This is a genomic window from Bradyrhizobium sp. CCBAU 51765, assembly GCF_015291725.1.
GTDB lineage: Bacteria > Pseudomonadota > Alphaproteobacteria > Rhizobiales > Xanthobacteraceae > Bradyrhizobium > Bradyrhizobium liaoningense.
On the sequence record NZ_CP030038.1, the window covers coordinates 1,741,939 to 1,765,524 of the forward strand.

At 61.4% G+C, this 23,586-nt stretch carries 22 protein-coding genes; 13 read left to right on the forward strand and 9 right to left on the reverse strand.

Annotated elements, in window-relative coordinates; translation table 11 throughout:
- Positions 1-5: 5 nt before the first annotated feature.
- The 4 genes from XH96_RS08160 (at position 6) to XH96_RS08175 (ending at position 4,022) form a co-directional block, all read left to right on the forward strand.
- Positions 6-716 carry a helix-turn-helix transcriptional regulator gene (locus tag XH96_RS08160; protein ID WP_194392053.1) on the forward strand — a complete coding sequence of 237 codons (711 nt, stop codon included), beginning with the start codon at positions 6-8 and terminating at the stop codon, positions 714-716.
- A gap of 264 nt (positions 717-980) precedes the next feature.
- Entirely contained in the window at positions 981-2,399 is a 1,419-nt protein-coding gene (locus XH96_RS08165) for a hypothetical protein (RefSeq protein ID WP_194392055.1), read from the forward strand.
- Between the two features lie 233 nt (positions 2,400-2,632).
- Entirely contained in the window at positions 2,633-3,496 is an 864-nt protein-coding gene (locus XH96_RS08170; RefSeq protein ID WP_194392056.1) for a hypothetical protein, read from the forward strand.
- Between the two features lie 28 nt (positions 3,497-3,524).
- Positions 3,525-4,022 carry a thermonuclease family protein gene (locus XH96_RS08175; RefSeq protein ID WP_246790154.1) on the forward strand — a complete coding sequence of 166 codons (498 nt, stop codon included), beginning with the start codon at positions 3,525-3,527 and terminating at the stop codon, positions 4,020-4,022.
- A 96-nt stretch (positions 4,023-4,118) separates the two neighbouring features.
- Here XH96_RS08175 and XH96_RS08180 read toward each other — a convergent pair whose 3' ends face one another.
- The 3 genes from XH96_RS08180 to XH96_RS08190 are packed head-to-tail and all read right to left on the reverse strand — an operon-like array spanning position 4,119 to position 5,739.
- On the reverse strand, positions 4,119-4,844 hold the full coding sequence (locus XH96_RS08180; protein ID WP_194392060.1) for an SOS response-associated peptidase: 726 nt from the start codon (positions 4,842-4,844) through the stop codon (positions 4,119-4,121).
- 3 nt (positions 4,845-4,847) lie between these two features.
- Positions 4,848-5,297, reverse strand: a complete 450-nt coding sequence (locus tag XH96_RS08185) for a hypothetical protein (protein ID WP_194394070.1) — start codon at positions 5,295-5,297, stop codon at positions 4,848-4,850.
- A gap of 46 nt (positions 5,298-5,343) precedes the next feature.
- The gene (locus XH96_RS08190) at positions 5,344-5,739 is read right to left on the reverse strand and encodes a hypothetical protein (RefSeq protein WP_194392062.1); all 396 of its coding nucleotides are present in this window, start codon (positions 5,737-5,739) and stop codon (positions 5,344-5,346) included.
- A gap of 145 nt (positions 5,740-5,884) precedes the next feature.
- Between XH96_RS08190 and XH96_RS08195 the strand changes: the two genes are divergently transcribed.
- The 3 genes from XH96_RS08195 to XH96_RS08205 all read left to right on the forward strand — a co-directional run bounded on the left by XH96_RS08195 (position 5,885) and on the right by XH96_RS08205 (position 7,846).
- Complete coding sequence (locus XH96_RS08195) at positions 5,885-6,817, forward strand: Ku protein (RefSeq protein ID WP_194394071.1); 933 nt, start codon at positions 5,885-5,887, stop codon at positions 6,815-6,817.
- 64 nt (positions 6,818-6,881) lie between these two features.
- Positions 6,882-7,385 carry an NUDIX domain-containing protein gene (locus tag XH96_RS08200; RefSeq protein WP_194392063.1) on the forward strand — a complete coding sequence of 168 codons (504 nt, stop codon included), beginning with the start codon at positions 6,882-6,884 and terminating at the stop codon, positions 7,383-7,385.
- Positions 7,382-7,846: a metallophosphoesterase family protein gene (locus tag XH96_RS08205; protein WP_194392065.1), complete on the forward strand. Its 465-nt coding sequence runs from the start codon at positions 7,382-7,384 to the stop codon at positions 7,844-7,846. Before XH96_RS08200 ends, XH96_RS08205 begins: the two co-directional genes overlap by 4 nt.
- A 78-nt stretch (positions 7,847-7,924) precedes the next feature.
- On the opposite strand, the gene ligD (XH96_RS08210) is transcribed toward XH96_RS08205, so the two are convergent.
- A complete protein-coding gene (ligD, locus tag XH96_RS08210; RefSeq protein WP_194392067.1) occupies positions 7,925-8,872 on the reverse strand; it encodes a non-homologous end-joining DNA ligase in 948 nt (315 codons plus the stop codon).
- Between the two features lie 140 nt (positions 8,873-9,012).
- Between ligD (XH96_RS08210) and XH96_RS08215 the strand changes: the two genes are divergently transcribed.
- Positions 9,013-9,630 (forward strand): cell envelope biogenesis protein TolA, encoded by a 618-nt coding sequence (locus tag XH96_RS08215; protein ID WP_194392069.1) that lies wholly within the window; start codon positions 9,013-9,015, stop codon positions 9,628-9,630.
- Between the two features lie 59 nt (positions 9,631-9,689).
- Here XH96_RS08215 and XH96_RS08220 read toward each other — a convergent pair whose 3' ends face one another.
- Positions 9,690-9,857 (reverse strand): hypothetical protein, encoded by a 168-nt coding sequence (locus XH96_RS08220; RefSeq protein WP_194392071.1) that lies wholly within the window; start codon positions 9,855-9,857, stop codon positions 9,690-9,692.
- Positions 9,857-10,777: a non-homologous end-joining DNA ligase gene (gene ligD, locus XH96_RS08225; RefSeq protein WP_194394072.1), complete on the reverse strand. Its 921-nt coding sequence runs from the start codon at positions 10,775-10,777 to the stop codon at positions 9,857-9,859. The genes XH96_RS08220 and ligD (XH96_RS08225) overlap by 1 nt, the downstream gene beginning before the upstream one ends.
- Positions 10,778-10,882: 105 nt before the next feature.
- On the opposite strand from ligD (XH96_RS08225), the gene XH96_RS08230 reads away from it, so the two are divergent.
- Positions 10,883-11,071 (forward strand): DUF3606 domain-containing protein, encoded by a 189-nt coding sequence (locus tag XH96_RS08230; protein ID WP_194392073.1) that lies wholly within the window; start codon positions 10,883-10,885, stop codon positions 11,069-11,071.
- Positions 11,072-11,096: 25 nt separating this feature from the next.
- Here the strand turns inward: XH96_RS08230 and XH96_RS08235 are convergent, their stop codons facing one another.
- From XH96_RS08235 to XH96_RS08240, 3 genes are all read right to left on the reverse strand, one after another.
- A complete protein-coding gene (locus tag XH96_RS08235; protein ID WP_194392075.1) occupies positions 11,097-11,375 on the reverse strand; it encodes a hypothetical protein in 279 nt (92 codons plus the stop codon).
- Between the two features lie 340 nt (positions 11,376-11,715).
- On the reverse strand, positions 11,716-11,871 hold the full coding sequence (locus XH96_RS39795; protein ID WP_371740011.1) for a hypothetical protein: 156 nt from the start codon (positions 11,869-11,871) through the stop codon (positions 11,716-11,718).
- Between the two features lie 146 nt (positions 11,872-12,017).
- Positions 12,018-13,577 (reverse strand): reverse transcriptase domain-containing protein, encoded by a 1,560-nt coding sequence (locus XH96_RS08240; RefSeq protein ID WP_194392077.1) that lies wholly within the window; start codon positions 13,575-13,577, stop codon positions 12,018-12,020.
- Between the two features lie 971 nt (positions 13,578-14,548).
- On the opposite strand from XH96_RS08240, the gene XH96_RS08245 reads away from it, so the two are divergent.
- The 4 genes from XH96_RS08245 (at position 14,549) to XH96_RS08260 (ending at position 23,290) form a co-directional block, all read left to right on the forward strand.
- A complete protein-coding gene (locus tag XH96_RS08245; RefSeq protein WP_194392078.1) occupies positions 14,549-15,511 on the forward strand; it encodes an ArdC family protein in 963 nt (320 codons plus the stop codon).
- Positions 15,512-15,608: 97 nt separating this feature from the next.
- Positions 15,609-17,726 (forward strand): ParB/RepB/Spo0J family partition protein, encoded by a 2,118-nt coding sequence (locus XH96_RS08250; protein ID WP_194392080.1) that lies wholly within the window; start codon positions 15,609-15,611, stop codon positions 17,724-17,726.
- A gap of 180 nt (positions 17,727-17,906) precedes the next feature.
- Positions 17,907-22,229, forward strand: coding sequence for a bifunctional class I SAM-dependent methyltransferase/DEAD/DEAH box helicase (locus XH96_RS08255; protein ID WP_194392082.1), 4,323 nt, complete (start codon positions 17,907-17,909; stop codon positions 22,227-22,229).
- On the forward strand, positions 22,229-23,290 hold the full coding sequence (locus XH96_RS08260) for a toprim domain-containing protein (RefSeq protein ID WP_092220527.1): 1,062 nt from the start codon (positions 22,229-22,231) through the stop codon (positions 23,288-23,290). Before XH96_RS08255 ends, XH96_RS08260 begins: the two co-directional genes overlap by 1 nt.
- Positions 23,291-23,586: the final 296 nt, after the last annotated feature.

Here is a 23,586-nt window from a genome sequence, read left to right on the forward strand (position 1 = left end):
CTAGTATGCGCCCCGAACAATCGCGGACAGGGCGGGCACTTCTGAACTGGTCATTGGATGATCTCGCCTCGGCGTCCGGTATCCATCGCAACACGCTTTCGAACTTTGAAACCGGAAAATTTCAGGGGGATCCCGGTACGCTGCTGGCGGTGAGACGAGCTCTGGAATCCGCCGGCGTGCTCCTGGTGGAGGAAAACGGAGAGGGCGCGGGAGTAAGGTTGCGGAGATTTCGCGTCGGAGACGTTGTTCGCTTTCGCCCGCAAACCAACGTTCGTTATAGCTTCGATATCGCAGCCGATGAGCTTGGCACGGTGGTTGACGTTGAACCGCATCCTCCCCGAACAGGTCCGACGTACCGAATGGATGTCCAATTTGCGCGCACGCGTGTCCCTGGAGTTTTCAGATTTGAATACGAACTCGTCAAAGCGGTCCCTGCGCTGACCATCAAAAGCTTCATCGAGAGCGGAGGCCGCCAGATGATCCCTCCGGGGCATTTCTTGCCGAACCCCGCGCAAGACTCTCCGGCGCAACTCGAAACAGATCCGAGAAAGCTTCCTCAAGAGCTTGGCTCGATCATCCTCATACCCACGTCCGATATGAAGTTGAGACGTGAGGTCGACGCCCGCGGCTTTTTCGCGAAGGAGACTTCAGCGACGCTCGTTCTGATGTTTCGACAATTCCCGGACGGCGTGTCGCATACCGGGCCTTGGAGGTAACCGCGGAATTGTCGTCCGAAGCCGGGCCGGTCAGACGGAATCCTTTGCCATATTGAGAGGTTTCCGGCGTGAAAAATGGTTCGGCAGCTCGTTCGTTGCGCCAGGAATGCTGATGCTCCTGCGGGTGTTGTTTGTTTGAGCGTACGCTTTCCCCGCAAAAACAGCCGTCGTCCAGCCCCGCAGTTCCCTTCTAATTCTCAATGATGGAACCTATCTAACAAGGATTGCATCGCCGCCCTGTGTGCTACCCAGAGAAGGATCGCAATGGCTGCCGCTTCTGCTTATGTCCTTCATGTTCCCGAAGCACGCCGTGAGATCATTCTCGACCGCGCGGAAGAGAACCGATACTTCCCCGGCGCCACGGCGGCAGAGCCGGTCGACCGGTTTTCGCACGGTCGCAATGCCGCTCTCGTCGTTCTGGCGAGCTTCCGCGACGGGGCAATCACGCATATTGCGAATGGTCGAAAGGGCGCATCGGCCGGCACGGGTCTGGTCCGGCTCAATATGACGGACTTTCAAAGGTTCGATCGGCCTCTTCCCATCGAGGATTTGGTAGGGCTTGTTCCCCCGCGATTTCGCTCACCGCTTCGCCGCGTGCTCAACAGCGGCGGGTTAATTCCGCCGAAGACCTTCCGGGCTGTAGTGGACGCTCTGACGCAATTGGATGCGAGTCTTGCGTCGCGCCTTGCTCGGTTCTCAGAGCGTCGCGCCGAGGCCATCCGCCGCTTTACGCATAAAGAGCGAACGAACCTCGCGATCCAAAAAGAATCTCTGGGTCTTGCGCTCGATATCGCTGGAATGCCGCGAGAGGAAATTCTTTCTTGGTCGCCGACGCCTGATAAACCGGCCTCGTTCCTTGAAGGGCTACCCGCGGCACGGGTCCGAGAGGACGTAATGATCATCAAGGATTTCACGTCGGTGCCGGGCTTCGAAGCGGTGGGCGAAGCTACCAGTGTGGCCGCGATGACCTTCGAGAATCCACAGGATCGCAGGCTAAAGCTTACCGTGCTCATGGCAAATCGGCTGCCGCTCGAAGAGCAGACAGGGGCGGATCTCATCTACTACAACGAATTCTATCGCGCTTTCGTGCTTGTGCAGTACAAGGCGATGGCGAAAATCGGCGACGAGGCAGAGTTCCGCTGGCGGGATGGTGACCAGTTCGCCAAGGAAATCGAACGAATGGACGCGCTTTTGACCGAGCTTGCCCAATGTGCTCCGGATCATGCGCCGGAAGGCTTCCGCCTTTGCACCAATCCATTTTTCTTGAAATTCTGCTCGCGCGTTGTCTTCAATCCAGATGACAAGGGCCTGTTCTCCGGCATCTATCTGCCGCTCGACCTTTGGAAGTGCTTGCACGCGAACGGCCGGCTCAAAGGCCCGCAAGGCGGCAATGTAGTTAGCTTCGGCAATGTCGGAAGGAAGCTGTCAAACACCGAATTTATCGAGCTGGTCGCAAATTCTTGGGTTGGCACGACTATTCCGCAATCGACGGAACTTGCGAAGGTGATCCGGGCGGTTCTGGAGTCTGGCCGCACTGTGACGTTCGCAGTGAAACACCTCCCCGCACCGGACGATGCGGAGGAGAGGAATCCGACCGCGCCCCTCGACGTTTCCTCGCTGCGATTCGATGATGACCCGCGGCCGGATGATTGGCTCGATCTTGAAGACGTGGTGGAGTCCTGAATGGGGGTAGTTGCAGTTGCCCGCTAACGCTAAAGCCGCGCACAAAAATGACGCAGAATTGCTGCGACAGTTGAATTCTTCGCCGGGCAAGGCGGCGGACAGCGCCTCGCCGCGATTGGCGATTGCGTGTCTGGCGGGCCTTGCAGGAGGAATGAAGGTCAGTGGCGGAAACAGCAAAGTCTCTAATAGCGAGCTCTTGGAAGGCAACTAGGGTCCGAAAGCCAAAGCGTGGAGTGGTCGCCATTCTTGCAGGTCACTCGATCCTTCTCAACGATAAGCTTACGTCGGTTGCATTCCAAAATCACTTGGAGCTTTACGACGAATTTGTTGCTTGGCTTGCAGATCTTTCCGCCGTTCTGCTTTCCCGCAATGGCGATCTCAAACGAGAAGATTTCGCTTACGCCCATTTGGCGTCCGCCTTATGTTCGCTCGCTCTATCGGTTCGCCATCAAGCGTGCCTTGGTCATGACGTGGCGGCAAAAATCTTGGCTCGCTCCTTGGCAGAATATTCGGACGTCATGGCTTTACTGATCGTGCGGCCAGATCTGCGAGCCGAATTCCAAAAGGAGCAAGAGCCCGAGAAATTCTGGCGCAACCACGTTCAGCGAGGCAGGGCGAGAAGGGCGATCTTGGAGGCCTTGCCGCTGAAGGAACAAGCTCAGACTTGGTGGACGGAATATGAGACCTTCAGGAGGGAGGAAGGAAAGTTTCTGTCATCGACGGTACACCCCAGCTATGTCAGCGCCGCAATGATCATGCTTGCCGTCGACCACGAGAAAGAGCCGTGGCCAGGGTTTCTAGGGCGCGTGACGGACGCTTCAGTGCGTACGCTGATCTATGCCATGCAATGCCTCAGTCTCGTCGTGTTCCTGAGCCGGCTCCCCTTTGGGGACGAGAAATTTCAATTTTCCGCCGGGCTCCAGTTTGACCCGAAGAGCAAATTGCACCGGCAAATTGAAGCTCGACGATATGTTCTTGTTCGTATCCTTCGGTTCTTAGGGATGCGACGATCTGAAAAAGGGGTGTTTAAGTTGAAGGAACCAGCGGCGCTGAAGGAATGGGCGCTACAAGAGCTGCGCAACAAGCTTCATGGATAGTCGAGTGCGCCGAATTTCTGTTGCATTCATGCTCGCGCTTCTACCGGGCGCAGTGATAGCCGATGACTTTGAAGGGCTGGCTAGCGTGATTGACGGCGATACGTTGGAAATTCACGGAACGCGGATCCGGCTGTGGGGGATCGACGCTCCCGAGAGCAGCCAGCTGTGCCGCGGCGAAGACAGTCTGCAATATCGTTGCGGTGCGCAGGCTGCGAATAGGCTAGACGCCCTCATCGCGCGGCGCCCCGTCAAGTGCGCTCCGGTCAACCTCGACCAATATGGCCGCACGGTCGCCGCCTGTTCGGCCGGTGGCGCGGACCTTGCCGAATGGCTTGTGCTTAACGGGCTTGCGCTGGATTGGCCTCGATACTCGAAAGGCAGATATGGCGCCGCTCAGCGTGATGCCGAGCGAGCCGGCCGCGGAATCTGGAAGGGCAGTTACGTCGAGCCGTGGCTCTATCGCACCTGCATCCGCGCGAACGGAACGCCGTCTACTTGCTCGGATGACGCTAATTCCCATCCCTAACTGATAGAGATGGACGAGCCGGTTGGTAGGGCCGGTGACGCTAATTTTGTCTATCGTTCCGCTGACGGTGCCTGGCTAGGTCGTCGGTTTTTCCTGTCACGCCGCAGACCCGGGCAGGTCTTCTTTAACGCCGCGGGCCACGACCCGGAGCGTTGCGTCCGGAAGCGTCCGTTGCAGCTTCAGAGCTGCGTCTGGAGAGGCGGTCATCCAGGTATCGACCTCGTCAGCCGTCGTGAGAATCACCGGCATTGCTTTGGGGTGGATGGCGCCGACCTCGGCGTTCGGCTCCGTCGTGAGGAACGCGAAGAGGTCATTGGTGGTCTCGCCTTCCTTGACCTTCCGGACCGACGTCCAGTTGGTCCAGATGCCGGCGAAGCAGGCGAGGGGGCGGGTCTCGTCGAGCGCAAACCAGATATCGCCGCCTTCTGCCTTATTGAATTCGCTGAAGGAGTTGAACGGCACCACGCAGCGATTTTCGGCTCCTAGCCATCTCGTCCAGTGCTTGCTCTTCACGTTGCGGATATTTGTCGTGCCGCCGTCCGGCTCCATCCGCAGCAGTTCCTTGAAATCCACTGCCTTGCCCTTGGCCTGCAGTTTCTCGGCTCGCTTCTTCGTGGCATCCATCAGCGCCTTTGACGACGACGGCATTCCCCATCGCGCCGTAGCGAGCTCGCGGCCCTCGGCTCCGTTCCGCACGATCGGTGCTTTGTAGTCGGGAAAAACTCCCGGCATCGGCGCCAGATTTCCAACGTATCGGTTCACAACGCGGAACAGCGCGCTGATCGCGGCTTGGTTGGTCGTGATCGAATAGAGATTGCACATCGGTCAGGATTCGGTTCGAGGATGGCGCGGCTGCCATGTCAACTGTAGCAGAGTCGCGGATGGACGCCGGCCTGCCTTGGCGCATTTGCTGCACCGCAGCCGGCTAGCGAGATCGTGCACGAAGGTGGTCGGCGGGTGCTTCATCGCCGCGAGGTCCACGTCGCTCGGCGTCTTGCAGCGCGAGCACCTGATCTCCAGCCAGGAGAAGCCTCCGTTCACGGCCTGATCGATGGTTGGTGACGGATCGATCGGTTCGCCATCACTCCACATCCGCTCGTTCCAGCTTTCGCAAAGCAGCCTATCGGCTTGCTGGATCATCGCCTCGCCTTTGGCCCGCATCTCCGCCGATTGGGTAGCCAGGATGTTGGCCATCGCGCGTGCCTTGCCGAGCTCTTTCGCCAGAGCCTTGCGATCGCCGCCCGACAGCGGCGTAGGGTGATACTTCGGGGCCATCCGGACATCCAGGCGCAAAGAGATCGGATCGGCAAATCCTGAGCGACTACGGCGTCTCGAACGCTGGCCAGCACCCGTCTTCTTCATGCCTGCCGGTGCGCTGCTGGCAGATATTGTCGAGCAGCCGCTGTGCGACGTCTTTCCAGAGCGCGTTGGCGCCATACAAGCGGACAGCATCGGCGGTCTGGATTTCCACGGTCCGCTCGCAACGGCGGCAGGAGACACGCAGCACATGGCGCTGAATTTCGGAGAGACGCCGCTGCCGCATTTGGGCCTCGGTCGTGCCGGCGCGAGGGTCTTCGAGGACCGATTCCCAGTATCCGGCCGGAAGCGGCGCATCCGGAGCCGCAGAGGAGGGGCTCGGCCTACGGACGGCTTCAGCGGCCAGCTTTTCCATCTGCTTCGGGGTCGGCATGCGCCAGCTCGCGGGTCGGTCGGTCATGCCTGAATTAGAACATAACAAGAACAAATGTCGAGTCCGACTAGGGCAGCTGCTGAGAAAAATCCTCCCGTGGGACGGGTCGCGATGTCGGAACCAAGCCGGTTGGTTCGTCTTGAATCCGACATCAGTATCGGAGTTCCCCGGCATGGCCCCCCGCGCTAATTGGAAAGGCTTCCTGCGTCTTTCCCTCGTCACCTGTCCAGTCGCGCTCTATCCGGCCACCTCGGAATCCGAAAAGGTCTCCTTCAACCAGCTGAACCGAAAGACCGGCCATCGGATCAAGTACGCCAAGGTTGACGCCGACACCGGCGAGGAGGTCGACAACGAGGACATCGTCAAGGGCTACAAGGTTGATACCGATACCTTCATCGAGGTGACCAAGGAGGAGCTTGAGAACGTCGCGCTGGAATCGACGCGAACTATCGAGATCGACGAGTTCGTCGACCGCAGCGAGATCGATCCGCGATATCTCATTCGCGCCTACTACCTGCGTCCCGACGGCAAGGTCGGGCATGATGCCTTCGCCGTCATTCGGGAAACCATCCGCGAGATGAACAAGGTCGCAATCGGCCGCGTGGTGCTGACCAATCGCGAGCACATCATCGCGCTCGAACCGCTCGATAAGGGACTGATGGGTACGCTGCTGCGCTACCCCTACGAAGTTCGTTCCGCGGACGAGTATTTCGACGACATCCAGGACGTCAAAGTCACCAAGGACATGCTCGATCTCGCCAAGCACATCGTCAATCAGAAGGCGGGCCACTTCGAGCCGGACAAGTTCGAAGACCAGTACGAAACCGCGCTTATCGAGCTCATCAATCAGAAGCGGGCCGGCAAGCCCATCACCGCGAAAGCTCGCCCGCGAGGCGAGAACGTCGTGGACCTGATGGACGCGTTGCGCAAGAGCATCGGGCGGGACGCAGCGGGCCCGACAGGGGCACCGAAGAAGACAGCCAAGAAGCCGCGCAAGGCGGCCGCTGGGCAGAAGGAAATGCTGATGCCGATCACCGGCAAGAAAGCGGCGAAGGAAGCCGCAGCAAAGAAGCCGGCGGCCAGACCGCAGCGCAAGTCAGCCTAGCGTGTCGTGAAGCGTCCCGTGATGCCAGACGGCCGTTAGTTCGTTGTCCGCGGCGGGGAGCGATATGGCTGCGGCGAAAAAGACTTCCAGAAGATCGATGTTGAGTGCGGGCATTCTCGCATACCGCAAGGGCGCTCGCGGGCTCGAGGTTCTGCTCGTTCATCCCGGCGGTCCGTTCTGGCGCAAGAAGGATAATGGCGCTTGGTCCATTCCTAAGGGCGAAATCGATGGCGCGGATGCTCCCGAGCAGGTCGCGCGGCGCGAGTTTGCCGAAGAACTCGGCCCGAGTGCTTCGATTGGTCCACTTCGGGCGCTGGAGGAGGTCCGACAGCGAGGAGGGAAGCGCGTTATTGCATTCGCCGGAGAAGGCCGTTTTGACCCGGCGGCGCTGACTAGCAATACCTTCGATATCGAATGGCCGCCACGAAGTGGTCGACGGCAGAGCTTTCCCGAAGTCGACCGCGCGGAATGGTTTGATATCGAGTTCGCGCGGACCAAGATACTGTCCGGGCAGGTCGAACTTCTCGATCGTCTTTTGGCGATCGCGACTGAGAGCGACGGAAAATGATGTTCAGGATTGGAATCATTTCGGACACGCACGGGCTGTTGAGGCCCGAGGCGGAACGAGGCCTGACGGGCGTCGATCACATCATCCATGCCGGCGATATCGGGCGCCCCGAGATCGTCGACGCGCTTCGCCAGATCGCGCCTGTCACCGCCATCCGTGGAAACGTGGACAGCGGCGAGTGGGCCCACCAATATCCCGACACAAAACTCGTGCGCTTGGCGGGAAAGTCGATCTACGTGCTGCACGACCTGAAGACGCTGCAGATCGATCCCTGCGCCGGCATCGACGTCATTGTCTCCGGGCATTCCCACGTGCCGAAGATCGATACGGTCGGTGGCGTTCTTTATCTGAATCCCGGCAGCGCGGGACACCGGCGCTTCAAGCTGCCGATCACCCTTGCGACGCTCGAAGTCACGCGTGAGGGCGTGCGACCGGAAATCCACGACCTTGGAGGCGACTGAGCGCACCACTACGGAATTCACAGCGAAGGAGGCGAATGCATTAATTCGTTCCGTTGGCCGGTTACGCCCACGGAACCGCTATTTGCGCGAACGTTCTCGCTCGCGCACGACATCCTTGGCCCGCTTGTCGGACCTGAGCCCGAGATAGACCGGCTGGCGCAGTTCGCCCTTGCTTGTCCACTCCGCGAATTTGACCTCGGCAACCAGCGAGGGCCTGACCCAGGTCGTGGCGGCCTCGTCCTTCACTTTGGCAGGAAAGGGTGACTTGGAGGTCCTCAGCTTCGAGAGCTTGGCATGGAGGTCTTCCAGGGCCTTGTGGCTGAAGCCAGTGCCGACATGCCCGATGTAGCGCCATGCGTCGTCTTCCCGCACGGCGAGGACCAGCGCGCCGAAGTACGGCCTGGTGCGCCTGGGCGCCGTGAAGCCAGCGATCACCACTTCCTGTCGCTTTGCCGTCTTGATTTTCAGCCAATCCGGGGTCCGGCTTCCGGACGCATACGAACTGTCGGCGCGCTTTGCCATGATGCCTTCGAGACCCTTCCGCTCGGCCTCGGTGAAGAATTTCGTACCGTCCCCTTTGCGGTGAGGGCTGAAGGCGATCAGCTTGTCGCGCGGCAGGATTGCCTTCAACCGCTTCTTGCGCTCGAGAAGAGGCCGCTTGCGCAAGTCTGTTGCGTTCTCAAACATGAGATCGAAGGCGCAATACACGAGCTTCGCCTCATGGCGCAGCGCGTTTTGAAGCAACTGGAAATGCGAGACGCCGTCCTTTCCGATCGCGACGAGCTCCCCGTCGATCACGGCATCGCCCTTCACGTCCTCCAGCGCTTTGGCAACCTCGATATAGCTGCGGCTGATGATCTTGCCATTTCGGCTGTAGAGCGCAACCTTGCCTCGCCGGATTTCCGCGATCATCCGGAAGCCGTCATACTTGTCCTCGAAAACCCAGCCGGGATCGTCGAACGGCGCGTCGGTGAGCGTAGCGAGCATCGGCTGCAGGCGCTTGGGCAGGGTCGACGTCCGGCTCATTCGAGGCCAATCCTTAAGAGCACGTTGCGAAATGCATGGACGTCCTTCAAGGATTAGGGAACGCTTCGGAGCCGCGTCGTGTTCCGCAGACTCCGTGGCATGCGACGTTGACGCTCGATTAAGGAGGGCGGATAAGACCGATGGCGAGAAAACTGAAAACCTTTCAGACTTCGCTGGGCTTCTTCGATCTGGCGATCGCCGCTCCTTCCATGAAAGCGGCCCTCGAAGCCTGGGGCGCCAACAGCAATCTCTTCCACCAGGGCGCGGCGAAGGAAAGCGACGATCCGGACGTCATCGCTGCGGCCATGAAGAAGCCGGGCGTCGTTCTCAGGCGCCCGGTCGGATCCAACCGATCCTTCAGCGAGCAAGCCGAACTGCCCTCCGATCTCGGCGGCGACAGAAGATCGACGAACGCCCCGCGCAAATCGAAGGGCCAAATTGCGAAGAAGCCTTCCTCACGTCCCGTCGACAAGACGGCCGAGCGGAAGGCTGCGCTTGCCTACGAACGGGAGGAGAGGCGCCGGGAGAGTGAACGGGCGAGGGAGGAGGCCGCCAGGCAGAGAGAACGTGAGCGCCGTCAGCAGGCGGTCGACAAGGCGCAGGCTGCGCTGAACAAGGCGGAGCAGGAGCACGCGAAGCGGGCTGCCGCCATCCAGGCCGAGGTTGAGGCTCTCGCGAAGAGATCGCAAACCGAAGACGATCGTTGGAATAAGGAAAAGGAGCGATTGGAAGCTGCGCTGCAGCGTGCGCGGAGTTAGTATCTTGGCAGTTCTTGCTCGGCGGCACCGAGGGAAGGCAAAGGGTTGCCGTCAAGCGATCATCGTTCGGGGTCTGGTGCGCGCGCTGCGGCTCGGTTCACGGTGGTGTGGTCCCCTCGGTCCTCGGGAGCGAGCTCCATGACCGCTTGATGCAGCTCGGCCGGAATCGTCAGCGGACTTTCGGGGGGCTTGTTCGACCACTGCCAGAAGCGATCGAACGCATCCATCACAGGTCCTCCCGCAGGCCCCGGAAGAAGGGGTGGCGAACCTTTCCCTCGGCCGACTTCGCGCGATACTCGATCTCGGCCAGAAGCTTGGGTTCCACCCAGATGCCCTTGTGACCGATGCGCTTGGTATATGGCTGGGTCTTTCGAATGAGGGGTTTAAGACGTTTCTGCAGATCGGCGGCCGAGACCTTGTCGAAGCCGTGGTCGACTTTGCCGGCGTAGACCAGATCGTCGCCCTTGCGCCGGCCGACGTAGATGCCGTCCCATTTCGTCCCATCGAGTGCGAAGCCGGCAATGGTCAGTGTCTCACGCTGTACGCAGGTCTTTTTGACCCAATCATTCGTGCGTCCCGCTGGATAGGCGCTGCCCCGGACCTTCGAGACGACGCCTTCGAGGCCGAGCTTGCAGGCGTGCGCGAACATCTCGCGGCCGTCTATCTCGAAACTTTCGCTGAACTGGATGTCGGTGCCGCTCAGGATCTTCTTGAGTTCGGCTTTGCGCTGAAGGAGCGGTAGCTTCCGGATATCCCGGCCGTTCAGATAGAGCAGATCGAACGCGACGAGCACGATGCTCTTCGACTTGCCCTTGAGTTCGTTCTGCAGAACCGAGAAGTCGGTCGTGCCGTCGGCGGCGGGTACCACGATCTCGCCGTCCACCACCGCCGAGTTCGCCTTGATCCGCCAGGCATCATGAGCGACCTTCTTGAAGCGATGCGTCCAATCGTGGCCGCGCCGGGTGAAGATCTTCGCCGTCTCGTTGGCCAGATGGACCTGAACACGGTAGCCGTCGAACTTGATTTCGTGAATCCAGCGCTCTCCGGACGGCACCTTCTCGGTCGAGGTGGCCAGGGCCGGCTCGATGAAGCCGGGGAGAGGCGCCTTGACGCCGATAGCCTCCGGCTTTGTACGCTGAAACGCCACTGAAGAACTCCACGCTACAGCCGATTCAAATTGGCACAGTTCGAATCGTTCCGGAACCGGCGAATCCTTGTTGCGTTGCCTCGACGCCACAAACAGGAGGTATCCATGGCGGCAGCGAAGAAATCGAAGACGTCCCGCGGACGAAAGCAGGACCGGGCACAGGTGGCCCGTGGGCAGGACTACGAAGTTCGGTATGAGGCGAAGAAGACCGGAAGGTCGGCACCGGCGGTGAAAAAGGCTGTCAAAAAGGTCGGCAACGCGCGCAAGCGTGTGGAGAAACGGCTAGGCCGCTGAATAGGAGACGGGCTGGCGTCGATGTTTAGCGTCGGTCCTCCTCGTCAGGGGCGCATTCTGGGCAGCTATCACCAATCGAGTCCAGCACGTCGCGAATTGCGGCCTCCGCTGCTTGAGGGGAGACGTCTGCTGGCGGGTCCTGACGGGCGATATCGAAGGCGCGCTCTCGTGCATGCGGATCGGCGCGGTCTTGCATCCAACCGTGCTCCTGGCATTCGCGGATGGCGCCGGCTTCGTTCAGCACGTTGATCGCCCAACCGCGCAGGGTGCGGATCGCCGGCCGTCTCTGCTTGGTCATCAGCATTGAAAGGTTCTCCCACGCTGAGACGAATCGTTTAGTCCCGCAGACGTTCCCCATCGCTAACACACGACTGGGATTCGGGATCGTGGGATCTCGTGGTTCTTCGAAGGCTGAATTTTCAGCTTGGCGAGGTGCTAGGGTGGGCAAGAACGAAATGAAGAAGCCATTTTTCCAATACTTCAGACGTCCGAGCTCAGGTGGTTGCTCCTTGTCCGATTAGCGCGTGCGGCTGTCGCCGCACCGGGCTCTCGTGAAGCGAGCCGCGCAGCGTCTCGGTAGGGTAGGCGCGGGACACCTCGAAGAGGATATCCCTACGCCTCCCCCCAAACCGTGCGGGCACCTTTCAATGCACACGGCTTTCCGTACGCGCATGCTCTCGACCAGAGACGGCTGCACGGCATGACGGGCACAGGACAATGGTCTTGCGCCGCCAACCGGACCGTTTCCAGACCGTCAGCGATCCGCTTCGCAGGTCACCTAGGCGGCGGAGATGATGCATCTCGAATGGTCCCGTCGAATCGCTGCACGCTTCGCATTTGCGAGCGTTAAGTCGATCGATCAGATCATTTGGGCTTTTGACCCACCACGCACCTGCCGTGACGTTGTCGATAGTCGGACTTGTCCAATAGGCTCGGGTGAGATGCTTCAGTCTCCACAGCTTGATGCGCGAAGCTTACCACGGACTACGGAGCTAACCTCGTAGTCCGTGCCTTTCCACAGACGCGCCATGGTTCTTGCTCTCGTCGTCCGATGTCGCATCGCCAGCGTCTTCACAAGACTGCGGAACACGACAAGCTCCAGCAATCCCAAGGCGCTCTTGATGTCGTCGGCAAACGAATGGTAGTTCGCAAACCCACGGAACTCTGAGTTATAGGCGAGGACGGTTGCAACGTCGCTGGTTACCAGGAACTGCTCGCGCGGACTGCCGGTCTTCTTGGCGAGATCGCCATAGCCGTGTTGCTTGCAGAACTTGGTGACTTCCTTGCGCGGTACCCGCAGGCTGACATTGCCGGTGGTCGGCCGACGCATCACGCGCCATGTCCGTCCGACCGGTCCCTTGCGGCTGGATTTTCGTCCAGCCCCGTAGGATGTGTATGTCGAGATGCGATAGCTCAGGAAGGTCAATCCCTTTGAAGCGGCGTGAATCCCACTTTTCTCGGGCGACACGGTGAGCTTCAAGGTCTCCGTCAGGAATCGTTCGACGCAGGCCATGATCTCACACGCTTCCCGCTTGCTCCCGATCACGCCGATGAGGAAGTCGTCGGCATAGCGGCAGTAGCGGAGCCTTTTGAAGTTGGGGTCCATCGGATCGACGGAAGGCACTTTCCGTCTCTCCTTATTGATGGCTTTGATCTCCGCAAATGCAGCATCGATCTTCGCCCGATCCGCGCCTTCGGCACGGAGCCGTTCAATCTTCCGGCGGAGACTGAGGACGCGCCGTTCCAGCGCCACGTAGCGCGGGAATGGACGTCGCTCACGGCCTTTGTCGAAGTCCGCCTTCATCATCTGCATGTGCTGGTCCAACTCGTGCAGATAGATGTTGGCGAGCAAGGGCGAGACAACGCCGCCCTGTGGCGTGCCACTGTAAGTGCGTCCGTAGACCCAACCTTCCATGTAGCCTGCTTTGAGCATTCCTTCGATCAGACCAATGAACTTATCGTCATCGATCCGCTTCCTTAGAAGCCCAAGCAGGATGTCATGGTCGATGTTGTCGAAGAACCCACGCACATCCACTTCGACCAGCCACTTGCAGCCCGTCCAACTCTTCTTGATGAGCTTGAGTGCGGTATGACAGGATCGCCCCGGGCGGAACCCATGTGATTCATTGAGGAACACAGGTTCATAGATCGCTTCGAGTAGAATCCTGACCGCCTCCTGAACGAGCCGGTCTTCCACCGTGGGGATACCCAGCGGTCGTGCCTTGCCGTTGTCCTTCGGGATATAAACCCGCCGGACCGGCCGGAAGCGATAACTGCCATCTGCCACGCGCCTGGCGATGTCGGCGAGCTTCTCCAGCGACATGCCGTCGAAGGTCTTGCCATCTACACCGGGCGTCAGGGCTCCCTTGTTGCGGGAGACCTTTTCGTAGGCCCACTCGAAGAGACGCGGAGATCTCATCAGGCGGTGAAGGCCATTTACGCGCTTACCCGACCGCGACAAAGTCGGCAGTGATTCAATTCTTCTCTGGATGGTAACGGCCTGCATCAGCAGAACCTCTCCGTCGAAGAATCTCTTCTACGCATACTGCACATGCCGCTATTCGCGGCATCGTCCTTCCCCCGATCGGAGGCGCTTTCGGTCCGGTCGCCCGGCCTTATACGCATGATCGTCCGCCTCGCGGCGGCTGTCCCGGCCGTTACGCCGGGCATTTGGGTACTATGACGGCTCCGTCGCCATACAGGTCCTCGAAAGACCCTGTTGCAGGCGATCCCGTAGTTACGTGTGCGGGGAGTTGCGGTGTGTTTAGGTGTCCCATTCGTCTCCTTGACCCACGGATGGTGGTCGTCCCACGCGGACTGGTGGCAGTTCGCACTGGCCGGTGCGATCCACCCCGCGTGGCGTAGCGTGTCAGCCGCGTTCGCTACTGCCAGCCCTTTGGCGACTGGAAACTGGGATTCAGGCAATACAGCTTTCACCATGCACACCTTACTTTGTGCTCTCCACCGAGCTGCGGCGCCCGATTTCGAGACGTTTCCCGGCATGCTCTGGTCCCGTTCCTCTTTCGAGGTCTCAGTCGTTGCCGACACCGGTAAGCCGGGTAAGTAAGAGCCCAACCAGTAGGCTCCATTCTTTCGAACACTCCCTTCTTCTTCACGCCACAACGGCGCACGCCTTGCGGCTTCGATCCCTCGCGCTAGAGCTTTGGTGCTCCTCGCCGGGGGCACTCGGGAAAGGGGCTCGCCTGCGGCGATCGCTATCACTGCCCCGTTCCCGGGTGCCGCTATTGAACCGGTCTCGTCGCTGCACTCGGACCCGCGTGCCCCTTCGGGTCGCTATGCTCACTCTCTCCGGGTGCCATTTTCCGTTGCGGCGATGCGCCCTTGGGCGCACGCCTGATCGCGAATGAGGCCCTCGGTAGATGGCGCAAGGGCTGAGAGTAAGAGTGCAGGCTGGTTTTTCCGTGACGGGTTAGAAGTTGCGAGAGAGGCTCGCGGCGCCCGTCGCGGAGACCCGCGATGTCAAACACTACTGCTCGCGCGCGCGCCGGCCAGGACCGCGCGAACCTCTATAACGAAATCACCGACAAGATCATCGCCGAGCTTGAGGCCGGACGCGTCCCCTGGGTTCAGCCCTGGGGTACGTCCGCGGCGAAAGCGCCGCTGGCCATGCCGAAAAATGCGTCGACTAACCGGCAATACAGCGGCGTTAACATCCTCATACTCTGGGGCGCCGTGATTGAGCGCGGATTTTCCGGTCAAAGTTGGCTCACCTTCCGTCAGGCGCTCTCGCTTGGCGGACACGTTCGCAAGGGAGAGCGCGGCACCACTGTTGTCTATGCAGATCGTTTCGTGCCGAATGACGAAAAACGACGCGCCGCTGAAACTGGCGAAGACGCGCAGGCGATTCCATTCCTCAAACGATTTACCGTTTTCAACTCCGATCAGTGCGAAGATCTGCCCGACGGCATTGCCACCGCTGCGCCGCCACCGCCGGCTGGCCTCATCGAACCCACGGTCGACGCCCTGATCAAGGCCAGCGGAATTCCATTTCGGATCGGTGGAGATCGCGCATTCTATGCAACAGCCGAAGACTATGTGCAGGTCCCGCCGCCGCAGGCCTATTTCGAACCCATCAACTGGCACCGCACGGCCTTGCATGAACTCGGTCACGCGACTGGGCATCCCTCGCGCCTCAACCGCGACCAGAGCGGATCCTACGGTACGAAGAAGTATGCCTTCGAAGAACTGGTCGCCGAGTTGAGTTCCGCGTTCAGCTGCGCGTCGCTCGGGATCGTCCCGACCGTGCGCCATGCCGACTATATCGGCTCCTGGCTTGAAGTCCTGCGCGAAGACAATCGGGCCATCGTGCGGGCCGCCTCGCAGGCGAGCAAGGCCGCGGACTATTTGCTCGACTTCATTCCCAGGTCCGTTGAGCCCGCGTCGCTGGATTCGGCTGTCGCCAATCGCGAGCCGGCGTGATGCTCGGCCTCGCGCGAGAGTGAGAGGAGGGAAGGCTGTTCGCGACGGGTTGGAAGCCGAGAGAGAGTCTCACGGCCGCCCGTCGTGGAGAGCCGAAATGACGAAAGCCGTACAAAGGATCACGCTGTCGCCTTCCCGGGACATTCCGTTTAACAAGCTCGTGCTCAGCCAGTCGAACGTTCGCCGCGTCAAGGCCGGTGTCTCGATCGAGCAGCTAGCCGAGAGCATCGCGCAGCGTACGCTTCTGCAAAGTCTGAGTGTCCGGGCCGTCGTTGATGCAGATGGCCACGAGACCGGCATGTTCGAGGTGCCGGCGGGCGGCAGGCGCTATCGCGCGCTCGAGCTCCTCGTGAAACAAAAGCGGATGTCAAAGACACAGGCGGTGCCGTGCGTTGTGCGTGAAGGGGGCGTCGCCGCGGACGATTCGGTGGCCGAGAACGATGAGCGGGTCGGTCTGCACCCGCTCGATCAGTTTCGGGCCTTCCAGACTCTCCGCGATCTCGGCATGAGCGAGGAAGACATTGCCGCCCGGCACTTCGTGAACCCTGCGATCGTGAAGCAGCGGCTGCGGCTGGCGTCGGTGTCGCCGAAGCTGCATGAGGTCTATGCCGAAGACGGCATGACGCTCGAGCAGCTCATGGCGTTCTCAGTCACGGCCGATCACGCCCGCCAGGAGCAAGTCTGGGAGAACGTCAGCCGTTCCGGTTACGACGAGCCATACCAAATCCGCAGGCTGCTCACTGAGAACACCGTGCGCGGGTCCGATCGCCGGGCGCAGTTTGTGGGCCTCGATGCCTATCAGCACGCGGGCGGCGGAGTTCTGCGGGATCTGTTCGAGCACGACGACGGCGGCTGGCTTCAGGACGTCGTGTTGCTCGACCGCCTCGTAACCGAAAAGCTCAAAGCCGAAGCTGAGACGATCGCGACCGAAGGCTGGAAGTGGATCTCGGTCGCCGTAGAGTTCTCTTACGGTCACACTGAAGGCCTGCGAGAAATCGAAGGCAAGCCTGTCGATCTCTCGCCTGAGGAGCAGGCCACCATCGATGCCCTGAACGCCGAGCAAGCCAAGCTGGAAACCGATTATCAGGATGCAGACGAGCTGCCCGACGAAATCGACCAGCGTCTCGGCGAAATCGAGGCGGCACTGGCGGCATTCGAAAACCGGCCGATGCTCTACGATCCGACCGAGATCGCCCGAGCTGGTGTCTTCATCAGCATCGATTCCGAGGGGCGGCTCTCCGTGGACCGGGGTTACGTCCGTCCAGAGGACGAGGTGCCGGCAACTGATTGTGAGGTCGGGCAGGACGCCGGTGCGTTGTCGACCGAAGGTCAAGAAGAGGACGCTTCCGTCCAGCGGACGGTGATCGCGGTCGCGGGTAGTGCTCCCGATGCTGAAGAAGATGATGAGGATGCGGCCAGGCCTCTGCCCGATCGGCTGGTCACCGAGCTGACGGCGCATCGCACGCTGGCACTGCGGGATGCACTGGCAGAAAATCCTGCGATCGCGTTCCAGGCGGTGCTGCATAATTTCGTGCTGACGGCTTTTTACCGGTTCGCGTCATCCGGAAGCTGTCTCGAGATCGGCCTTCGCACGCCGAACTTTCCAACTCAAGCTCCGGGGCTGAGAGAAAGCGTCTCCGCCAAGGCCGTCGAGGCGCGGCATGAGGCCTGGAAGGCACGGTTGCCGAAGAGCGAGAACGATCTCTGGGATGCGCTGACGGCTCTCGATGGTGGTTCACAGGCGTCGCTGTTCGCCCATTGTGCATCATTTGCGGTCAATGCCGTCTATGAGCCGGCCAACCGCTACAATCAGGGCCGTGTCTCCGCTCACGGTGTCCGCACGCGTCTCGACCAAGCGGATGTGCTGGCGCGCGCGGTCGGGCTTAACATGGTGCAGGCTGGCTGGCGGCCGACCGTCGACAACTATCTCGGGCGGGTCACCAAGCCGCGCATTCTGGAGGCCGTGCGGGAAGCCAAGGGCGAGCCGTCGGCGCAACTGATCGACCATCTGAAGAAGGCTGCCATGGCCAAGGAGGCCGAGCGCCTTCTGGACGGCTCAGGCTGGTTGCCGGAGCCGCTACGTCTCGTTGATCCCGATGCAGCGCCGGTGGGGCAGGAGGGCGAAGCAGGTCCGCTGCCGGAATTCCTCGCCGACGATGAGGATCTGGAGAACGCCGGCGATGATGACCCGCAACAGCTCGACGCGGCTGAGTGACACAAAGCGGGATGGCTCCGGCCATCCCGCAGTTGCCTGGGGACCGGTGTGCAGCGCCGGTCCCCATTTTTATGGGCGAGGGCTGAGAGGGAGAGCAGGGCCGGGAGGGGTTTGAGCCGTCGGGTCAAAGGAGAGCGCCTGATGGTTCGCCCCGCTCCTGCTCTCTCGAGAAATCCAGTCATGACCGAATCTCTCGCGGGCGGCGCTGCCGCCGCGCCGCTCTCAATGCGTGCCGCTGCTACTCTCACCTCCGCCGCCGTCAGGGCGGCCCGACACCTCTTGACTGATCTCGAACGCGGCCGTCGCATCGATGCCGCCGTCCTGCGTAGCGCCATGGAGGCGGCATTCGGCGCCTCGGACGCGGACGGCGCCTGGAACTGGAAGACCGCCTATGACGTCTGCGAGGCGGCAACAGTTCTATTTCTTCGCAAGTTCGGTCCGGCCATGCGCGCCAAGGCTGGCTCGACGGCTGCCATGCTGCCAATGCTCGCGAGAATCGCGAGCTGTCTGCCGACCCATACGCGGCGTTCCGAAGACAGTCAGGCGTTTCAGCGATTCTCGACGCCGATTTCGCTTGGACTGGCGGCATGCACCGCTGCCTCTATTACGCCTGCCGACCGCGTTCTGGAGCCGTCCGCGGGCACAGGCCTGCTCGCAGTCTTTGCAGAGCTCGCCGGCGGCGCCTTGGTGTTGAACGAGTTGGCCGAGGCCCGCGCGGAGCTGCTCGATCAGCTATTCGCGGGCGTTAAGGTCACGCGGTTCGATGCCGCGCAAATCGATGATCACCTCGATGCGAGTGTCACACCTAGCGTCGTCCTGATGAACCCGCCGTTCTCCGCGGTAGCGAATGTCGATCGACGGATGGCGGATGCGGCTCTCCGCCACATCGCTTCGGCGCTGGCGCGTCTCTGCGACGGTGGGCGCCTCGTCGCCATCGCTGGTGCAAGCTTCGCGCCGGATAACCCGACATGGCGAGATGCCTTTGTTCGCCTCCAGGAACGCGGGCGCGTGGTGTTTTCTGCCGCCATTGACGGGACCGTTTACGCCAAGCACGGCACTCAGACGGATACTAGGCTGCTTGTGATCGACAAGCTGCCCGCTGCCGATCCGACGGCTTTTCCTGCCTCGCCAGGCATGGCGGCCGATGTCGCTACCTTGCTTGGCTGGGTGAATCTGCATGTGCCTCCAAGGCTGACCGTCACCACGCCATCGGAGATCGCTGCTATCGGGCGGCCAGCGATGTCGCAATTGGTCGGCGCCGTCGCACCACGCCCATCGTCCACTTCGAGAGACACCGCGCCAGTAGGCGCAGAACTGATCTACGAGACGGTCGAATGGTCCCCGCCGGAAGGCGCCCGGCTGACCGATGCGCTTTATGAGGAATACGGACTACAGTCGATCTGCATTCCCGGATCATGCGCACATCCGACCAAGCTCGTGCAGTCTGCCGCGATGGCGTCCGTTGCGCCACCGAAGCCATCCTATCGTCCGCACCTGCCCGCCAATGTCATGGACGACGGAGTTCTGTCGGATGCTCAGCTGGAGAGCATCATCTATGCCGGCGAGGCGCATTCCGAATTCCTGGCAGGCGCTTGGACGGTCGACACGACCTTTGACCTTGTGGCCGCCGCGCGCGACGACACCGAAAATGCCGTCCGCTTTCGCCGCGGCTGGTTTTTGGGCGATGGCACCGGGGCGGGCAAGGGGCGGCAGGTCGCCGGGATTTTGCTCGACAACTGGTTCAAGGGCCGCCGCCGTGCGGTCTGGATCAGCAAGTCCGACAAGCTGATCGAGGATGCGCAGCGCGATTGGTCCGCGCTCGGCATGGAGCGGCTGCTTGTTACGCCACTCTCGCGCTTCCGCCAAGGCACGCCGATCCGGCTCGCGGAAGGCGTCCTTTTTACCACCTACGCCACGCTACGGACCGACGAGCGCGGTGAGAAGCTTTCGCGTGTCAGGCAGATCGTCGAATGGTTGGGTTCGGACTTCGACGGAGTGATCGTCTTCGACGAGAGCCACGCCATGCAGAATGCGGTCGGGGGCAAGGGCGAGCGCGCCGACCAGGCTGCATCTCAGCAGGGGCGCGCCGGCCTGAGGCTCCAGCACGCCTTTCCAAATGCTCGTGTGGTCTACGTATCGGCGACGGGCGCAACCACGGTCCACAACCTCGCTTATGCCCAGCGCCTTGGCCTTTGGGGCGGCGCCGACTTCTCGTTTGCCACGCGTGCCGAGTTCGTCGAAGCCATCGAGGAGGGCGGCGTCGCGGCGATGGAGGTGCTTGCGCGGGACCTCAAGGCGCTCGGTCTCTATGCGGCTCGCTCATTGTCCTACGAGGGTGTCGCGTACGACCTCGTTGAGCACCAGCTTACGCCGGAGCAGGTTCGCATCTACGATGCCTATGCCGGTGCGTTCAGCGTCATCCATAACAATCTCGATGCGGCGATGCGGGCCGCCAACATCACCGGTGCAACTGGAACGTTGAACGGGCAGGCCAAGTCTGCGGCACGCTCCGCTTTCGAAAGCGCGAAGCAGCGCTTCTTCGGCCACCTCCTGACTTCGATGAAGACTCCATCGCTGGTCCAATCGATCGAGCACGATCTTGAGGCTGGACACGCCGCGGTCATCCAGATCGTGTCGACAGGCGAAGCGCTGATGGAGCGCCGGCTCGCCCAGATCCCGACTGAAGAGTGGGGCGACGTCCAGGTCGACATCACGCCGCGCGAGTATGTCCTCGACTATCTCGCCCACTCCTTTCCGGTCCAGCTCTATGAGCCCTTTACCGACTCTGAAGGTAACCTCTGTTCCCGGCCTGTCTACCGCGACGGCCAGCCGGTCGAGAGTCGGGAAGCCGTCGCACGACGCGAGCGCCTCATCGAGAAGCTTGCATCACTACCGCCGGTACCTGGGGCACTGGATCAAGTCATCCAGCGCTTCGGCACCGAACTGGTTGCCGAGGTGACGGGCCGCTCGCGCCGCATCGTTCGCAAGGGCGACCGGCTGGTGGTCGAAAATCGAGCCGGTTCGGCAAACCTCGCTGAGACATCGGCTTTCATGGACGACGTCAAGCGCATCCTCGTGTTCTCCGACGCCGGCGGCACAGGGAGGAGCTACCATGCCGAACTGTCGGCCCGGAATTACCGCCTGCGAGTCCATTACCTGCTCGAGCCCGGCTGGAAGGCCGATGCCGCGATCCAGGGCCTCGGCCGCACAAACCGGACCAATCAAGCGCAGCCACCGTTGTTTCGTCCCATCGCGACCGATGTGAAGGCCGAAAAGCGCTTTCTCAGCACCATTGCCCGCCGGCTAGACACGTTGGGTGCCATTACGCGCGGCCAGCGCCAGACGGGCGGGCAGGGCCTATTCCGGCCCGAGGATAACCTCGAAAGCCAGCATGGGCGCGATGCATTGCGCCAACTCTACATCTTGCTCGCGCGAGGGAAGGTCGACGGCTGCTCGCTTTGGAGGTTCGAGGATGCGACCGGTCTGAAGCTCATGGATGCGAATGGGCTCAGGGACGAGCTGCCGCCGATCACGACGTTCCTGAACAGGTTGTTGGCGCTCACCATCGACCTCCAGAATGTGCTGTTCACCGCCTTTGAGCAGCTCTTGACCGCTCGGATCGAGGGCGCGGTCGCGTCGGGTACCTACGACGTCGGGCTGGAAACGCTCCGTGCCGAAAGCTTTGTCGTCACTGACCGGCGGACGATCTACGCCTATCCGGGCACCGGCGCCGAGACCCGGCTGCTCACGATCACGCAGCGCCAGCGCAACCATCCTGTGGGTCTGGATGATGCTCTTGCTCATGTTTCCGATCGTCAGGCTGTCCTGCTAATCAATGAGCGCTCGGGACGAGCCGCCGTGCAGGTCCCGACGGCGAGCGTCATGCTCGACGACGGCGAGATCGAGCGGCGCGTCCGCCTGATCCGGCCGATGGATCAGCACACGGTCCCCTTGGACATGATGGCGGAGAGCTACTGGCTCGAAGCGGATCGTGAACGCTTCGCTGCGGCCTGGCTGGCGGAGCTTGCTGAGGTGTCTGAGTTCACGGAATCTACGATCAACGTTGTGGCGGGCTTGCTGCTACCAATCTGGAAGCGGCTGCCGAACGAATCGACCCGGGTCTATCGCCTTCAGACCGATGCGGGCGAACGCATCATTGGACGCAAGGTTTCGGCCGCGTGGGTCGCAAGCGTCCTTGCGACGGACGCGCCTGCGCTGACACCAGGCGCTGCCTTTGCCGCGCTGATGGAGGGACGGACCGTCCTCGAACTCGCGGAAGAACTCCAGCTTCGCCGCGTTCGGGTGATGGGGGCTTACCGCATCGAGCTGTCGGGCTTCAACGACACGATGCGCGATCGCCTGCGGGCTTACGGTCTCTTTGGGGAGATCATCTCCTGGAAGCTCCGTATGTTCGTGCCCACGGACACGAGCGGTGTCGAGATCCTGTCGAGAGTGCTCGACACCTATCCGGTGGCGCGCATCGGCGAGCGGGAGGCCGCCTGATGTCCCGCGATGCTTCCGAACTGGCACGCCGCCTCTCGCGCGAGGCTGAGGCGGTGTGTCGACACTATCTCTCCAATGGCAGGCGGGCGGGGCGGTACTGGCTGGTCGGCGACGTTCACAACACGCCGGGCCGCTCGTTGTTCGTGCGGCTGCACGAATCGCTGAAGGGACCCGCTGGGAAATGGACCGACGCCGCAACGGGCGAACATGGTGATCTCCTCGACATCATCCGCGAAAGTCTGGCCTTGCGAGACTTTCGCGAGGTCGCCGAGGAGGCGAGGCGGTTTCTAAAGCTGCCTCGTTCAGAGCCGCAATTCGCTCCGAAAACCATTCGTCCAGTCGTGCCGGCCGGATCGCAGGAAGCCGCTCGTCGGCTCTTTGCGATATCCAGCCCGATTGAAGCGACACTAGCTGAGGCGTACTTGCAGCGCCGCAGAATTACTTGCATCAACCATGGTGGCAGCTTGCGCTTCCATCCTCGTTGCTACTATCGACCAGACGAGCATTCGTCGATCGAAACCTGGCCGGCGATGATAGCCTGTGTCACCGACCTCGATGGACGGATCACAGGCGTACACCGCACTTGGCTCGATCCAGACGGTTTTGATCGCGTGCGGCTCGGCAAGGCTCCGATCGACACGCCGCGACGCGCCATGGGTGACCTTCTCGGCAACGCCGTTCGCTTCGGCGTGGTCGATGATGTGCTCGCTGCCGGCGAGGGAATCGAGACCATGCTGTCACTGCGTTACGCACTGCCAGCCCTGCCCATGGCCGCCGCGCTTTCGGCCAATCATCTCGCAGCCATGTTGCTGCCGTCTGGCCTGCGTCGGCTCTATATCGCCCGCGATGACGATGCTGCCGGAGATGCCGTACAGGCTATTCTTACGCAGCGCGCGGAAGAGGTCGGCATTGAAGCGATTGCGCTGTCGCCTCGGGTGGGCGACTTCAACGAAGATCTGCACATCTTCGGCCTCGAGGCCCTCCGGGCAGCGTTGCGGCTTCAACTCGTACCAGAGGACGTCGTCCGATTCCTGCATTCTCCGGCAGTAGCCGCGGAATAGCCGCGACGTGTCGCTCGGCGTCAGCAGGTCGGTCATAGCGAGGCCACTGCCGGAAGAGGACGCGACCACGGGCCTTCTAGAGGGCGATCGGACGGCAAGCGGTTCGGGCCGGCAATGGCTGCGACCGGCTATTTTCCGCCGCGCGTCGGCGATGGGAAGACACATTATTTATCTGCCCGGCGCGCTTTGCATCGCGAAGCAAAATAGCCGGCCTCCGCCATCCTCCGCTGCGCTTCGGCCCTCCGCTCTGCTCCGGGTTCTGGCCCGTTCCGCCTGCCGTCTGAGTGATCGCCACG